Below are 15,408 nucleotides of genomic sequence, written 5' to 3'. Positions count from 1 at the left end.
GCATTTTTCTCGTATCATATTTATCATTTTTATTTGAAAGCCGATTTTAACTCTTTAACGAATTCTTCGACTTTTTCCAAATGAGTCCCATATTCCAAACCTTCTTCGATTTTTTTGATAATAGCACTTCCCACTATCAAACCGTCGCTATAATCCTTTAATTCTCTGATGGCTTCCGTGCCTGATATCCCAAATCCAATAGCCGTCGGTACGTCAGTATAGCTTCTTACAAGATCCATAAAATCTTTCAGTTCCGTAGAAAAGCTACTCCTGGTTCCTGTAACACCCAAGGAAGAAACGCAGTAAATAAAACCCGAAGCATCTTCTACGATCATTTTTATCCTTTCTCTGGATGTTGGTGCAACCAGCGGAATCAGGTCCACTCCCGTATTTTTCAGAAGATCCTTAAACTCTTTTCTTTCCTCCAAAGGTAAATCCGCAACTATTAGCCCATCCATGCCGACATCCTTGCACTTTTCAATAAACTTGTTTATTCCATATCTCAATATGGAGTTGTAGTACATCAAAAATGCCAAAGGCAACTGCGTATTTTTTCTGACCTCCTTAACCATATCAAAAATATCATCTATGTTTACATTTTTCTTCAGCGCCCGCTGAGCCGCACGTTGGATAACCGGTCCGTCGGCCAGAGGATCCGAATAGGGTATGCCCAATTCAACTATGTCCGCTCCGGCCCTTTCCATTGCGTAGATAAGCTTTTCTGTATCCTTGATATCAGGATCGCCGGCAGTTATATAAGTAATCAATGCTCTTTTGTCAAATTTTTTTAATTCTTCAAATTTTTTTGTGATCTTACTTTTCATTATTTTTCTCCTTCAAAATCTTAGCGACTTGTTCCATATCCTTGTCTCCTCTACCAGAAAGATTAACTATAATTATATCTTCTTTTCGGGTAGTAGGAGCCATCTTGATCAAATAAGCCAAGGCGTGCGAACTCTCCAAGGCAGGTATTATCCCCTCTACTCTCGACAACATCTGGAACGCTGCCAAAGCTTCATCATCTGTTACCGAAACGTATTCAGCCCTTCCGGAATCGTGCAGGAATGCATGCTCCGGGCCAATTCCCGGGTAATCCAATCCAGCTGATATGGAATGGGCCGGTAAAATTTGTCCATAATCATCCTGAAGCAAGTAAGTCATCATTCCGTGAATGATGCCAACGGAACCCTTGGTTATGGAAGCGGCGTGCTTGTTTGTATAGATCCCCTGACCGGCAGCTTCTACACCTATGATCTTAACATTTTGTTCATCAACAAAAGGGTAGAAAAGTCCCATGGCATTGCTGCCTCCGCCTACACAGGCCACCAAATAATCAGGCATTCTCCCTTCCAATTTCAATATCTGTTCCTTTGCCTCGTCACCTATGATCCTTTGGAAGTCCCTAACCATTGCCGGATAAGGATGTGGTCCCACAACTGATCCTATAACATAGTAAGTATCTTTGACATTTGAAACCCAATCTCTTATGGCCTCGTTTGTTGCATCTTTCAAAGTGCTCGTTCCTGAAGTGACAGGTATAACTTTTGCTCCCAACATTTCCATCTTGAAAACATTCAAAGCTTGTCTTTCTACATCTTCAGCGCCCATATAGACCTCACAGTCAAGGTCGAACATGGCGCAAATGGTTGCTGTTGCAACTCCATGTTGTCCCGCTCCGGTCTCAGCTATTATTCTTTTTTTCCCCATCCTCATCGCCAACAACACCTGGCCTATCACGTTGTTTATTTTATGTGCCCCTGTGTGGTTAAGATCCTCCCTTTTGAGATAAATCTTCCCGCCTCCAAGTTTCTCTGACAGGTTTTTCGCATAATACAAAGGTGTGGGTCTTCCTGAGTATTCCTTTAAATAGTACTTGTACTCATCAACAAAGTCTTTGTCTTTTATCGCTTTTTCGTATTCTTCTTCCAACTCGCCCAAGGCCTGCATCAGGGTTTCCGGTACATATTGACCACCGTATTTGCCGAACCTGCTCTTGACACTGTATTTTTCATCCATGATTTCTCACCTTTTCAATCAGTATTTTTATTTTATCCTTGTCTTTCGTCCCTGCAGTTTCAACGCCGCTACTAACATCCAACACGTCTATAACGTCTATATCCAGAGCTTCTGTTACATTATCAGCATTGATGCCTCCTGCAAGTATTATGGTTTTTTTTGACGTGACAGACTTCAGGATGTCCCAGTTGAATCTTTTTCCAGTCCCTCCATAAGAATCTTTGCTGTATGTGTCCAAAAGATATCCTTCTGCATGGTATCTTTCCATAAGCTCTAAATCCTCTATCCCGGAAATTCGAAAAGCTTTCCACACCCGGGCATTTATATGTTTTCCAAAGTCTGGCTCTTCATCGCCGTGTAGTTGCACGATGTCCAAATCACAATATTTCACAATATAATTAATATTTTCGATGCTCTCATTGGTAAAGACACCTACTTTCAAGATCCCGGGTCTCAGGTTGTTTAGAATTTCTTTTCCCAAAGCCTTGTCCACCTGTCTTTTGCTCGGAGCAAAAATCACCCCTGCATAGTTCGGTTTGAATTCGTTTATGTATGAAATGTCTTTCAGGGACTTTAATCCGCATATCTTGACTTTCTTCATATGGATCCTCTCAATTCTAAAACCTTCCCGGGTATGGAATCCGCTCTCATTAGTGTTTCTCCTATCAAGACTGCATCAATTCCCAAGTTTTCGAGAAAAACCATGTCTTCCCTGCTTGATATTCCACTTTCGCTTACGGTGACAATCCCTTCCGGAATGTAACTGATCAGTCGCTCAGTATTACGTATATCTATTTCAAAGGTCTTGAGGTTCCTGTTGTTTATCCCAATAATATTAGATTCCGTCTTTAGCGCTCTTTCCAATTCCTGTTCATCATGCACCTCTGTCAATATGTCTAAATCCAGACTTTTAGCTGTATCTGTCAGCTCAGAAAGCTGATCATCAGATAGACACGCAACTATTAGAAGTATTGCATCCGCCCCCAATGCTTTGGCTTCATATACCTGGTACTCATCCACGATAAAATCTTTTCTCAGGATCGGTTTTGAGGTAACGGTTTTTACTGTTGGAATGTATGATTTATCCCCCTGAAAAAAATCCCTTTCCGTCAAAACAGATATTGCCTGCACGTCGGACATTTCGTATATCCTTCCTATCTCCTCCGGATCAAAGTCTTCTTTAATGATCCCTCTGGAAGGGGATGCTTTTTTTACTTCTGCTATTATGGAAATCTTATCCCCGCTTTTTAATGCTGAACGAAAATCTCTTTTTTCTCTGCCTTCCCTGATGACTTCCTTATAAAAATCAAGGGGCATCCGTTGTTTTTCAGACATTAATCTTGAAATTTTTTGATTAACGATTTTTTCTAAAATCATATTGACCTCCCTTTAATCAAATCGCTAGATTTGATACAGCTTTAAGCTCTTCAAGTTTTTCAAATGCTTTTCCGCTGTCAAGAACGGATCGAGCTATTTCTATGCCTTCGGCTATAGTCCTTGCCTTGCCGCCCACGTATATGGCTGCGCCGCTGTTTAGAAGGACCACATCTTTAATGTTGCCTACATTTCCTTTCAATAAATCGATCAGCATGTTTGCATTCTCTTTTGAAGATCCGCCTTTTATATTTTCTATACTCGCCCTCTTCATTCCAAAATCCTCGGGTTTTATCATATACGTCCTTATTTGACCGTTTTTAAGTTCAGTTACCTTTGTTTCGTCGGAAATACTGATCTCGTCCAATCCATCCATACCATGGATCACCAAGGCTCGATTCAGCCCCAATTCCTTTAGTACCTCGGCCATCATCTCCGTGAGGTTTGCATCAAATACGCCAACGATCTGATTCTTCACCAATCCCGGATTTGCCAACGGTCCAAGAATGTTAAAAATCGTTCTGATGCCAAGTTCTCTTCTGGTATTCATAACATACTTCATGGAAGGATGATAAATGGGAGCAAATAAAAATGCTATCTTCGCCTTGTCCAGACATCTGCTGGCTCCTGAAGGATCCAAATCTATCTTTACACCCAGATCACTTAAGACATCAGCACTTCCGCACTTGCTGGATACACTTCGGTTACCGTGTTTTACGACCGTTACCCCGGCAGTGGCAGCTATTATTGCAGAAACTGTAGAAATGTTTATTGTATGCTTTCCGTCTCCACCGGTTCCGCATGTATCTATGGCATTTTCATCCAGCACACGTACCTTGGCAGCCTTTTCCCTCATGACTTTTGCACAACCCGTTATCTCATCTTTTGTCTCTCCTTTGATTCTAAGAGCTGTCAATACTGCACTTATTTGACTGTCCGTCAATTTTCCGCTCATGATTTGATCCATCATCTCTTCCATTTCAACTTGAGACAAATCTTTTCTTTCCATTAATTTTTCGAGTGTTTTAGAATACATCTTGTTTCCCTCCTACATTTCGAGAAAATTTTCTATCATTTTTTTGCCGTCCTTCGTCATTATGGATTCCGGATGAAACTGCACGCCGTAAATGGGGTAGAGCTTGTGTTTTAATCCCATGATCTCACCTTTTTCAGTCATTGCAGTGATTTCTATCTCATCTGAAAAACTGCCTTCTTCCACTGTCAGAGAATGGTACCGCATTACTGTAGACGGACTTTCTATTCCTTTAAACAGGTCTTCTCCGTTGTGGCTCACTTCAGATGTTTTGCCGTGAAACATCTTTTCATTTTCCACTATCCTGCCCCTAAAAACTTCTGCTATTGCCTGGTGTCCCAGACACACACCCAGTATGGGAACTTCCTTGCCCAATGTTTCAATTACTTCCTCTGATATTCCCGCATCTTTTGGATATCCTGGTCCTGGAGATATGACTATATGAGCCGGTGACAATTTTATGATGTCTTCTATAGTTATTTCATCATTTCTTACCACCCTTACATCGCTGTCGATCTCACCTATGCATTGATAGAGATTGTATGTGAATGAGTCGTAATTATCTATTATCAGTATCATCTTATTTTCCCTCCCCTGCTTTCTTCAACGTTTCCAATAAAGCCATAGCTTTGTTCATACATTCATAAAACTCGCTTTCAGGATCAGAGTCCGCTACTATCCCTGCACCTGCCTGAACTACCGCTTCACCATTCTTGAATACTACGGTCCTGATTGTAATGCACATGTCCATATTTCCATTAAACCCAAAGTAGCCTACACCTCCGCCATATATGCCCCTTCGTGTCGTTTCAAGATCTTCTATTATCTCCATAGCTCTAACCTTCGGAGCTCCTGACAGAGTTCCCGCTGGAAGGCATGCTCTGAGAGCATCGAACATTCCCATTTCATTTCTTAATTTTCCAATCACATTGGAAACTATGTGCATTACGTGTGAATATCTGTGAACGTTCATAAACTGGGACACTTTTACACTTCCAAACTCGCTGACTTTCCCTATGTCGTTTCTGGCCAGATCCAGCAACATCAAATGCTCTGCCCTTTCCTTTTCATCTTTCATCAGTTCTTCGGCAAAAATCTCATCCTGTTCGTCCGTTTTCCCTCTTGGCCTGGTTCCCGCTATGGGGCATGTTTCTATCATATTCTTGTCAACTTTTACCAGTAATTCCGGTGAAGATCCAACCACCGTGTAGTCTCCAAAATTCATGTAATAAAGATAAGGAGACGGATTAACCGAGCGAAGTTTTCTATATGCTGCAAATGGATCCATATCCGTTTTTGCCTTTAATCTTTGTGACAACACTACTTGAAATATATCGCCTTGTCTGATGTGATTTTTAGCTCTTTCCACTTTTAATTTAAAAGAATCCAATGTTTCGTTACTGACAAATTCACCGATTTGAAATTTTCGATCTGAAGGAGTTCGTGAAATATTTTCTTTGATTTCATTTTCCATTTCATTTAAGACACCAACTGAATCTTCATATGATGCATTTTGATTAAATTGATTGAAAATCAAAAATATCTTTTGTTTAAGGTGATCATAAACGATAATTTCTTTCATCATCATCAAATGTACGTCCGGGGTATTCATTTCATCGGGATTCAGTTCGGGCAGTTTTTCTATCTCCCTCACCAGATCATATGCCACGTATCCAACAGCTCCACCTGTGAATGCAGGCATCGTCTCCATTCCTATATCCGGATAAGATATTCCCCTGAAAAATTCCTTTAAGTGCTCTATTGATTTTCCATATACGATCTTTTCGTTGTCTTCGGTTATGATTCGAGTTTGCTGTTCTTTGAAAATGATCTCTCCATACAGATTTCTTCCAATGTACGAATATCTGCCCCATTTGCTTCCACCTTCCACACTTTCCAACAGAAAAGTCTTTTCTTCCCTGCAAAGCTTTTTAAATAAACTTATAGGCGTTTCAGTATCGCCTTCGATCTGCATTGCAAAAGGGATTACCGTGCATGTGTTTTTTAACGTTTTGTACAATTCTTTTGATGGATATATCATATGAAACCCTCCTTGTCTTCAACAAAAAACGCCCTTGCCGAATAATTCGGTAAGGGCGAATACATTTCGCGGTGCCACCTTATTTGGATGATCCTACTATCAAAAAAAAGCTCCGTCCATATAGGACGAAGCGTTAAGCTCGTTATGCCACCTAGTGATAGTATAATCATCTTTCTCTCTCAGGTACGGATACAGTTTTACTGTTCGATACCCTGTCTTTGTAACGTAAGACTTACGGCTTCGGATACTCTTTTCATTTCACCTTGCTTCTCTGGGATCCATTCAGTCAATGCTCTGATGCCGGGCTTTCACCGTCCCCGGTTCGCTAAATCTTTGCAGTTGACTTACTCTTTCCCGTCACTGAATTTAATCTTTTCATAAATATACAACAAGACACCTGTCTTGTCAACTGAAATCATTTGTACTTTCGAGGATTTTTTAAACATAAAAATGCAGCACGACCCTGATAGATCGCGCTGCTATTTTTTTACGTTAGAATAGTTCTTTGCTCATTCTGTCGATTTCTTCATCTATCGCATCGTAAACTCCCGGGAATGAACTACCTGGTCCACCTTGTGTTGCACAAGGTATAAAGTAATGCTTTCCACAGTTTTTACATGCTCTTTCAACTTCTTTTACGATGATTTCTTTCTTCCAATCCGGGAAGTCTACCACTCCACTGTCTATGTCTCCCATGAAAGAAATTTTTCCACCGTATTTTTTGATAAGTTCCGGAGTATTGTTTGTAGTTACAACACCTTGCCAGATGTCGATTCCCATATCGATCATGAAAGGTACCAGATTAGCACTGAAAGAGTCATTGTGGTGAACTATAAGCTCAACCCCGTTGGATTTCCAATGTCCATATATCTTCTTGTATGCCGGTACTATGAACTCTTCAAACATTTCAGGTGCCATGAATGAGTTGATTTGGCTGCCCCAGTCATCGTGATGGAACAATGCATCAGGCTTCAGGTATTTGATGAATTCATCAGCCAACTTGATTTCCCACTCTACAAGGAAATCGATAATTTCATGCATGGCTTCAGGTTCTTCATAGAAATTCATCATTGCATCTTCCATACCCATGAAGTAGTGAAGGTGCTCGAAAATTCCCGGAGCAACGAAAATTGTAACAAATTTTTCGTTTCTATCTATTGCAGCAACGGTTTCCTGTGCAGCTTTCCAGTCTTCCGCTGGATGAACGATATTTGGTGCCTTGATTACTTCTTTCCATTTTGTTACATCCTTAAGAAGTTTATGTTCTTCATCATGAACCGGAAAAGCTCCGATTTGACCTTCAGGCCATCTTACAGTAATTCCCCACTCGTTCACGATTTGTCCGCCGATAGGTGGCTTCAATCTGGTTATTGGTGTATTCATGATCATTTCCATAAATTCATATTGCTTTACGAATCTGTCAGGATTTCCACCTTTGATGGTTTCAAGCAAGTTCTCTCTAATTGTTAACATTTATATCAACTCCTATGATTTTCTTGTGATTTTCTTGTGATTTTATTATGCTTTTATCAATTCTTTGGCTTTAGTTACAGCGCTACCAGCATCAGGAGCGTATCCGTCTGCTTTGATTTCTGCTGCATACTCAGGTGTTACAGGTGCTCCACCTACGATTACGGTGAATCCTGCTTCTTTAAGTGCAAGCGATGTCTGCTTAAGTGCAGGCATTGTAGTAGTAAGAAGTCCTGATGCAGCTACTATAACTGCGTTGTTCTCTTTAGCCACTTCTACGAACTTCTCTGCTGGTACGTCAACTCCAAGATCGATCATTGTAAATCCTGAGCTCTCAAGCATCATGCTTACAAGGTTCTTTCCTATATCGTGAAGGTCTCCGGCAACTGTTCCGATAACGCATGTTCCCAAAGATGTTGAAGCGTCTCCTGCCAACAGGGGCTTAAGTACGTCTACACCCTTGCTCATTGCTTTTGCTGCTATAAGCATTTCGGGTACGAAGATCTCTCCTGCAGAGAACTTGTCTCCAACTACTCCCATGGATTCGATCATTGCATCCAATATCTCTTTTGGCTGTGCGCCTTCGTCAAGTGCTTCCTGAACCAAACCTGCTACCAATTTGGTTTTTCCCTTTGCTACCATTTCCTGTACTTCTTGAATTTTTGACATCGTCATTTCCTCCTCAAAATATTTGATTTATCTTTGCCTAACTTAAATGTTTTCGAAGTATCGAATGTGTACGTTTACATAAGTTTTTTTAGTAACTTCACACTCATTTACTAATTATATATTATATACATATAATAATCACATGTCAATCCATTTGCATAAAATTTTGATTTTTAAATTGAATAATCAAATAAATTTTCAAAGACACTTTTTCGTATTTTAAATACGAAAAAGTGTCTTTTTTCGGAAAATACTTATCGACCTCGCGGAAATGCCAAGGAAAAAAATATGGTTGCAACAATAAGGAAGGCTACTACGCCGATCAATACTGCCAAACCCAACTTAAAACCCATTAAGGCTTTTTTATAACCAAGACTATTCTTGTCATCAAACTTGTTCATTGACGATCGTGATGCAAAAACAGTCAAAAGCGATAATGGTATGACTATCGGAAGGAATAGGTTATTCAATCCGACGGTTCTTATAGTCAATCCAATAACTAACGATACAACTAAACTTCCCACACTTGCCAATCCCAGTCGATACGAATTTATCGCATGATCCGGAATCTTTTTATTTTCTGAATTTGACATTTTATTCAACACCTTTCAGTCATAAGGGAGCAATTCAACAAATTCTGTAAAATCCTACTTGATGTTGTATATCCCGTAAGTTTGAGTTAATGAATCCCTGAAGTATTCAATTCTTGGCGGATCAAATGTAAACATGGCAAAAACTATAAGTTGAATAATTAAAATTATTATTCCCAGCTCGGTTAATATTTTTGAAGGTTTTGATTTTTTCAATATGTAATATTTGGTGATATAGCCTGAAATCCCTCCAAGAAAAAAAGTGGATACGTGCACCCAAAGTTCAGAATGTCCGGCGGCGACTTCATACAATTCAATCAACCCAAATGTAGTTGATTCAAAGACTACTATACCGCCTGCCAAAGCGAAAATATAATTCGAAAATTCTTCTTTAGAATGTCTTTTTAAAATAAAGTATTCAAACGCACCAACGATCAACATGGGGCTGTAGGCCATTTTCCAATGCTCCCATTTGCTTTCATTAACGGGACTGATCAAACCAAGCGACAATATTCTGGTACTTTTATACAGCTCATGAAAAACCAAACCCAATAATATGGTTACAGCCATTCCTGTCAATTTTATTCTCCTTGACCTTTTGTCTGGATTCATGCGGATCACTCCTCTTCTCCTGCAATGAGAAACAAAATACGATTCAAAAAATCAAGTCAATTTTCATTTGAGTTATTTCTACCGTGCCGCCCTCTTCGACATCTTCTACAGCCGTTTACTTTTTCATTATCATTGTAGAGCTCATAATCTCCACCTTTTATGATAAGTTTTTTTCCATCTATAATAGATTCGGAAATTTTCATCCTTGCATCAGTATATAATTTTTGAACGGTACCCCTTGCCACATTCATCTTCTGTGCACACTCTTCTTGAGTCAATCTTTCGTAATCTATCAACCTTATAGTTTCATATTCTTCCACTGCCATGACGATTACCCCTGAAGCCTGAGCTTCCGTATCCAGCGGACCATATGAAGTGCTTTCAGGCAAACAACATACTTTTTTCCATTTTCTAGGTCTCGGCATATGTTATAACCTCCTTTTAAACGACTTAAAGCAATAGGGGTCGACCCCTATTGCTCGTCATCCTCTGACATTGATCCTAATTGTTTGTCTATGGCATCAAGCCTGGATTTCAGAATATTTTTTTGTTCACTTAAAATTTCTTTCTCTGTAAGTCCATATCCCTGACCAGCAAAGAAACCTCCAAAACCTCTTTTGCACCCAAGACCCAATCCCATGCCTCTTCCTCCGAACCCTCTTCCTGCTCCATAAAATCCAGAATTGACTCCGGTGCATGCACCCATGCCTCTACCAGTCATTGCGCCTTGTCCCATTGGACCTGTTCCATCTCTTCTTGGCATAATTATTATCTCCCTTCAACTTTAAATCAACCTCTGACCATAATTGTGCCACATTTCGGGCACTTGACCGCACTGCAGGGTTGAGCGCGATCGTGTTTTTTTGTCGCCCCGCAATTTGGACATTTGCAGTATCCACCCAGACCAGCACTGAATGGTCCTCCCATTCTGCCGCCGCCCATGCCTGACGGACCCGTTCCATCTCTTCTCGGCATGTCCATCACCTCCAAACAGTTATTGACATATGCCATTTACAATCTCATTATATACCTTTATTGGCATATGTCAATAACTGTTTTAATTTTTCTTTACTTTTTTTCTTTCGATTTCTTTATGGCCTTGAACCCCGACACCACATCATTTATTTCTTCCGTTATTCCGTTTTGCCTTTGCGTCCTGTAAAAGAAATTCAATTCTTCAAGTCGTTCTTCTATGTTTTTTTCAGCAGATGTCATGGATTCGATCCTGCTTGTATTTTCAGACACAAGGGAGTAACAAAAACTCCTGTACAATGTAATAAAAAAATACTGCCTAATAATTTCGGAAATGAGCTTCTCCCGATCCATACTGTACACAGGTAGACGTTTTGATTCCCAAGATATGGTCCTGCTTGCAAATTTGTTCAGATCCACCGGAAACAATATTTCACTTTCTTCTTGATATCCTTTGTTTCCAAGGGGTTTGCAATAGTGAAGCAATATCTTGTTTAATCGATTCTTATTCCTGAGCTCTTCAATATCCATCAACAATTTTTGAACTACAGAAGTTATGCCGTCGTTGGTCTGGGGAACCGGCATGGTGTTGAATATGTCATAAATAGACTCTAAACGCCTGTACACTTGCTGCCCTACAGCTATTACCAAATTTTTATCTCCCGATCCCACATTAGCCACGGCATAATTTGCAATTCGTTCGTTAAAACGTCCGGCCAAACCATGATCCGATCCGAAAACGATATGCAGCGTATAGCCTCCATTATTTTCCATGATTTCAGGTATTTCATTTTCATAATCAGACAAAACTACATAAATCGCCATGTCAAGCACTTTGCGATAATCCATGGATGCCTGGGCAGCCAGCTGAAACTGCAAAATATTTGTTGACGCATGAGCTTTCATGGTTCTTACGATGGATTTTAGATTCACAACCGAATTTATTCTTTTCTGAAGAACCTGGAGACTTTGCATCAATCGACCAACTCCTCTTCAAACCGCTCTGATACCATTTCCAAAAACTCAATCTTGATCGACTCATCCATTCCAGCACTTGACAAGACCAGTTCTTTAAACTCCATAAAATTTCTGACCACATTCCGAACAATAAATTCCGCCTCTTCAATTTTATTCAAAGGCACTTTGTCCATAAGTCCTTCTGTCAGTGCAAGAAATATCCCTATCTGTTCAGATACTTCCACCGGCGAATATTGGGGTTGATTGAATACTGTTCGAATCCTCTCTCCTCTGGACAGTATTGTTTTTGTCTCATCGTCAAGCTTGGTTCCGAAACTGGCAAATATCTCCAGTTCTTCGAATTGAGAGTAGGACAATTTCAATGCGCTTGTTATTTTTCTATATGCCGAAAGCTGCGTCTTTCCTCCCACTCTTGAAACGGAAGCCCCTATATTTACAGCGGGAATATTGCCCTTGTTGAATATTTTCGGCGAGATAAATATTTGTCCGTCAGTTATGGATATTAGATTTGTAGGTATGTATGCCGAAATATTCTCAGCCTGAGTCTCTATTATGGGCAGGGATGTGAGACTTCCACCACCAAGGTCGATTTTTAAATGTGTGGAACGTTCCAAAAGTCTAGAATGGATATAGAAAATGTCTCCCGGATAGGCTTCCCTTCCTGGGGGGCGTTCAAGAAGCAGAGATAATTCCCTGTATGATCGGGCATGTTTTGTTAGATCGTCATATACTATCAATACATCTTCGCCCATCTCCATGAAATACTCACCTAAAGCAGTCGCGGCATATGGGGCAATGTAAGCAAGACCCGGCGGATCATCAGCCTGCGCCACTACGAGTATCGTATGGTTAAGAGAGTGATTTTCTTTCAGAGATGCGATTATTTTTGAAAGCGAAGATATCTGTTGTCCGATGGCACAGTATATGCATATTACATTTTTGTCTCTCTGGTTGATTATGGTGTCTATTGCAATTGCCGTTTTCCCTGTTTGCCTGTCTCCAAGGATAAGCTCTCTTTGACCCTTTCCTATCGGTACTATGGAATCGATCACTTTGATCCCGGTTTGCAGGGGCTCGTTTACAGGAGCTCTATCCAATATAGGTGGAGCTTCTCTCTCTATAGGAAATTCATCACTACCTCTAATGGGGCCCTTCTCGTCCATAACATTTCCCAAGGGATCGATGACTCTCCCCAAATACTCCTTTCCTACTGGAACACTTGCAACATCGTAAGTTCTCTTTACAGGGTCTCCGGACTTTATGTGACGGTAACTTCCAAGCAAAACAACCCCCACCCTGTCAACATCCAAATTAAAGGCCATTCCCCTTGTCCCTTTCGAAAATTGGATCAATTCCAAATATTTGACTTTTTTGAGGCCCTTTACAATGGCAATTCCACGGTCTAAAGAAACTACCTCTCCCATTTCTTCGATGTCGTATTTGTCCAAATTTTCATGTAAGGCTGTATCAACAAAACCGTTAAACTTGGCCAACTGCTCTTTGATCATGGTGGCAACTCCTTTTTCTAGTACTTGGCTTCAATCGTTTTAAGAATATTTAACTCTATCTGATCCAGATATTTCTTTAAACTGGAGTTGACAGCGTATGACTCCAACCTCAGTTCATATCCAATTATCATACTTTCGTCTACAGTGTAGTCAATACTTTTAAATTCATTGAACTTGCTTTTCAATGCACTCTTCAATATGTCTTTTTTTTCCGTGGAAAGCTCTGTCGCACTTATCACTTCAAAATATTCTTCATCAAGAGAGATTTCATATTCTGCGTCGATTTTGTCGATCTTCTTGATCTTTTCTACAAAGGCTGTAAAATATTTCTCTTCCAGCGCTTCATCCGTGACGTATGTTAAAATCCGTCTGGCTATTTTTACTGAATTTTGGCCCAGAACAGTTTGTATCTCTTTTGACAGCTTCCTTTTATCATCTTCGATCTCTTTAAAATATTCCATCCTCCTTCTGTCTGCCTCACTTTTGTAATCCTCCAGCAGATCGTCCTTGATTTTTTCCGCCTTTTGTCTCGCCTCTTTTATAGCATTTTTTTCTTCCGATTCCAATTTATCCAACTTTTGTTCATATTCTTCGATCAATTTGTTTGCATGACTCATTTTACTTCTGGAATCTTCAATAAGTTCGTCTATCTTATCCTGCCGTTTTTCCATAACGTCATTTATGGGTTTGTAAAACACCTTTTGAAGCATCACCAGCAAAATAAAAAAGTTGATGATTTGAGCGATAACTTCGAATAAATTGATTTCCATGACATCACCCTATGACTGCATTCCAAAAGGGATTTGCAAACAACAGGATCATTGATATTACAAAGCAATAGATCGCTGTAGATTCGATCATGGCTAATCCCACAAAAAGCGTTCGGGAAATAGTGTTGGATTCGTCAGGTTGCTGAGCAATGGATTTTAGCGCCTGACTTACTGCATTTCCTTCACCTATGGCCGGCGCAATGGAGCCAATGGCTATAGTCATTCCTGCAATTATTATGGATGTCATCCCAATGACAGTTATTGAGTCCATAAATACCCTCCTTAATTTTTATTTGTTGCAGATGCAATGTATACAATTGCCAAGATGGCAAAAATATATGCTTGAATTGCCCCCGTCAACAGACCAAGCATCTGTATGATAACGGGGAAGAAAAATGGCACCACACCAAGCAGTATTATCACGATAATACTCGAGCTCATTACATTTCCATAAAGCCTGACCGCCAGAGAAACGACCCTTGAAAATTCACTTATGATGTTGAAGGGCAACATGACTATTGATGGTTTAGCATATTGCTTAAGATAATCTGCGATACCCTGGCTCTGTATCCCATAGAAAGGGACTGCGAAAAATACACAAAGGGACAGGGCGATGGTCGTATTTAAAGAACCCGTCGGAGGATTAAAACCAGGTACTATGGATAATATGGTGGAAGTCATGATAAAAATGAACAGCGTGCTGATAAATGGAAGATACTTTCCCGCATCCTGTTGACTGACGCTTTTGATTTGATTTCTGATGGTAACGAAAAGTGCTTCCAAGATCGATTGCCCTTTAGAAATATTGTCTTGATCCGTGAGATTCCTGGTTAGCAATATTCCTGCCACAGTCAGCACCAACATGATTATCCACGTAAAGACAAGGGTTGCAGTTATTCTGACAAAACCCCATTCAAAATATACGATACTGCTAGGATCTATAGACATTTTTGACCGCCTTTCCTCTTTTGACCCATGTTGTCATAAAAATCCTTACAATTATTATTCCTATAAGAGCCAAAGGCATATTGTAATAGCTGTCACCCCTTATCAAAAGCATTCCAACTATCACCAAGGCTGTTCTGATAAACATGCTTGCCCCCATAAAAGCGCCGGGATATTTGACTTTCTTCATATAATCTATACTCAAATATAACCCTCCAAAGAATATCACTCCAAGTAGTATGCCTGTTAAAAATGCAATTATCATTGTCTCACTCCTCGTATTATAAGAGTATAGCTAATAACCACAGCTATATTCTTATTTATTTTTGTTAAAGAATATCCTAATGCTACAATAACCATATAGGTTGTTAGCGAAGGTTTGAGCTTACGCTCCTTGCAAAGCATATGCTGTTGCTTAGAAAGCTTGCTC

General features: G+C 40.0%; 20 protein-coding genes. All 20 read right to left on the bottom strand.

Annotation, left to right across the window (positions count from 1 at the left end; translation table 11 throughout):
* Nucleotides 1–29: 29 nt before the first annotated feature.
* Nucleotides 30–824 (bottom strand): tryptophan synthase subunit alpha, encoded by a 795-nt coding sequence (trpA, locus tag IWB18_RS07580; protein WP_195683019.1) that lies wholly within the window; start codon nucleotides 822–824, stop codon nucleotides 30–32.
* Nucleotides 814–2,016, bottom strand: coding sequence for a tryptophan synthase subunit beta (trpB, locus tag IWB18_RS07575; protein ID WP_195683018.1), 1,203 nt, complete (start codon nucleotides 2,014–2,016; stop codon nucleotides 814–816). The genes trpA and trpB overlap by 11 nt, the downstream gene beginning before the upstream one ends.
* Nucleotides 2,009–2,617: a phosphoribosylanthranilate isomerase gene (locus tag IWB18_RS07570; RefSeq protein WP_195683017.1), complete on the bottom strand. Its 609-nt coding sequence runs from the start codon at nucleotides 2,615–2,617 to the stop codon at nucleotides 2,009–2,011. The genes trpB and IWB18_RS07570 overlap by 8 nt, the downstream gene beginning before the upstream one ends.
* A complete protein-coding gene (gene trpC / locus IWB18_RS07565; protein WP_195683016.1) occupies nucleotides 2,614–3,393 on the bottom strand; it encodes an indole-3-glycerol phosphate synthase TrpC in 780 nt (259 codons plus the stop codon). Before trpC ends, IWB18_RS07570 begins: the two co-directional genes overlap by 4 nt.
* Before the next feature lie 16 nt (nucleotides 3,394–3,409).
* Entirely contained in the window at nucleotides 3,410–4,426 is a 1,017-nt protein-coding gene (gene trpD, locus IWB18_RS07560; protein WP_195683015.1) for an anthranilate phosphoribosyltransferase, read from the bottom strand.
* Nucleotides 4,427–4,438: 12 nt separating this feature from the next.
* Nucleotides 4,439–5,002, bottom strand: coding sequence for an anthranilate synthase component II (locus IWB18_RS07555; protein ID WP_195683014.1), 564 nt, complete (start codon nucleotides 5,000–5,002; stop codon nucleotides 4,439–4,441).
* 1 nt (nucleotide 5,003) lies between these two features.
* Nucleotides 5,004–6,464, bottom strand: a complete 1,461-nt coding sequence (trpE, locus tag IWB18_RS07550) for an anthranilate synthase component I (protein ID WP_195683013.1) — start codon at nucleotides 6,462–6,464, stop codon at nucleotides 5,004–5,006.
* Between the two features lie 492 nt (nucleotides 6,465–6,956).
* Nucleotides 6,957–7,937, bottom strand: coding sequence for a uroporphyrinogen decarboxylase family protein (locus IWB18_RS07545; RefSeq protein WP_195683012.1), 981 nt, complete (start codon nucleotides 7,935–7,937; stop codon nucleotides 6,957–6,959).
* A gap of 45 nt (nucleotides 7,938–7,982) precedes the next feature.
* Nucleotides 7,983–8,603 (bottom strand): corrinoid protein, encoded by a 621-nt coding sequence (locus IWB18_RS07540; RefSeq protein WP_195683011.1) that lies wholly within the window; start codon nucleotides 8,601–8,603, stop codon nucleotides 7,983–7,985.
* Between the two features lie 254 nt (nucleotides 8,604–8,857).
* Nucleotides 8,858–9,196 (bottom strand): hypothetical protein, encoded by a 339-nt coding sequence (locus IWB18_RS07535; RefSeq protein ID WP_195683010.1) that lies wholly within the window; start codon nucleotides 9,194–9,196, stop codon nucleotides 8,858–8,860.
* A 54-nt stretch (nucleotides 9,197–9,250) separates the two neighbouring features.
* A complete protein-coding gene (locus IWB18_RS07530) occupies nucleotides 9,251–9,805 on the bottom strand; it encodes a DUF6512 family protein (RefSeq protein ID WP_195683009.1) in 555 nt (184 codons plus the stop codon).
* A 56-nt stretch (nucleotides 9,806–9,861) separates the two neighbouring features.
* On the bottom strand, nucleotides 9,862–10,230 hold the full coding sequence (locus IWB18_RS07525) for a DUF134 domain-containing protein (protein ID WP_195683008.1): 369 nt from the start codon (nucleotides 10,228–10,230) through the stop codon (nucleotides 9,862–9,864).
* 47 nt (nucleotides 10,231–10,277) lie between these two features.
* Nucleotides 10,278–10,568: a DUF5320 domain-containing protein gene (locus tag IWB18_RS07520; protein WP_195683007.1), complete on the bottom strand. Its 291-nt coding sequence runs from the start codon at nucleotides 10,566–10,568 to the stop codon at nucleotides 10,278–10,280.
* 26 nt (nucleotides 10,569–10,594) lie between these two features.
* Nucleotides 10,595–10,780 carry a hypothetical protein gene (locus IWB18_RS07515; protein ID WP_195683006.1) on the bottom strand — a complete coding sequence of 62 codons (186 nt, stop codon included), beginning with the start codon at nucleotides 10,778–10,780 and terminating at the stop codon, nucleotides 10,595–10,597.
* Between the two features lie 93 nt (nucleotides 10,781–10,873).
* Nucleotides 10,874–11,752: a F0F1 ATP synthase subunit gamma gene (locus tag IWB18_RS07510; RefSeq protein ID WP_195683005.1), complete on the bottom strand. Its 879-nt coding sequence runs from the start codon at nucleotides 11,750–11,752 to the stop codon at nucleotides 10,874–10,876.
* The gene (locus IWB18_RS07505) at nucleotides 11,752–13,263 is read right to left on the bottom strand and encodes a F0F1 ATP synthase subunit alpha (protein ID WP_195683004.1); all 1,512 of its coding nucleotides are present in this window, start codon (nucleotides 13,261–13,263) and stop codon (nucleotides 11,752–11,754) included. The genes IWB18_RS07510 and IWB18_RS07505 overlap by 1 nt, the downstream gene beginning before the upstream one ends.
* Before the next feature lie 17 nt (nucleotides 13,264–13,280).
* Nucleotides 13,281–14,033: a F0F1 ATP synthase subunit delta gene (locus tag IWB18_RS07500; protein ID WP_195683003.1), complete on the bottom strand. Its 753-nt coding sequence runs from the start codon at nucleotides 14,031–14,033 to the stop codon at nucleotides 13,281–13,283.
* 4 nt (nucleotides 14,034–14,037) lie between these two features.
* Nucleotides 14,038–14,304 carry a F0F1 ATP synthase subunit C gene (locus IWB18_RS07495; RefSeq protein ID WP_195683002.1) on the bottom strand — a complete coding sequence of 89 codons (267 nt, stop codon included), beginning with the start codon at nucleotides 14,302–14,304 and terminating at the stop codon, nucleotides 14,038–14,040.
* Between the two features lie 11 nt (nucleotides 14,305–14,315).
* Nucleotides 14,316–14,981 (bottom strand): F0F1 ATP synthase subunit A, encoded by a 666-nt coding sequence (locus IWB18_RS07490; protein ID WP_195683001.1) that lies wholly within the window; start codon nucleotides 14,979–14,981, stop codon nucleotides 14,316–14,318.
* Nucleotides 14,965–15,243: an ATP synthase subunit I gene (locus tag IWB18_RS07485; protein WP_225877800.1), complete on the bottom strand. Its 279-nt coding sequence runs from the start codon at nucleotides 15,241–15,243 to the stop codon at nucleotides 14,965–14,967. Before IWB18_RS07485 ends, IWB18_RS07490 begins: the two co-directional genes overlap by 17 nt.
* Between the last annotated feature and the right edge of the window lie 165 nt (nucleotides 15,244–15,408).

The sequence above is a fragment of the Alkalibacter mobilis genome (assembly GCF_015594845.1).
GTDB lineage: Bacteria > Bacillota > Clostridia > Eubacteriales > Alkalibacteraceae > Alkalibacter > Alkalibacter mobilis.
The sequence above is the reverse complement of the archived record's forward strand: the minus strand, read 5'-3'. Positions and strand labels throughout refer to the sequence as shown.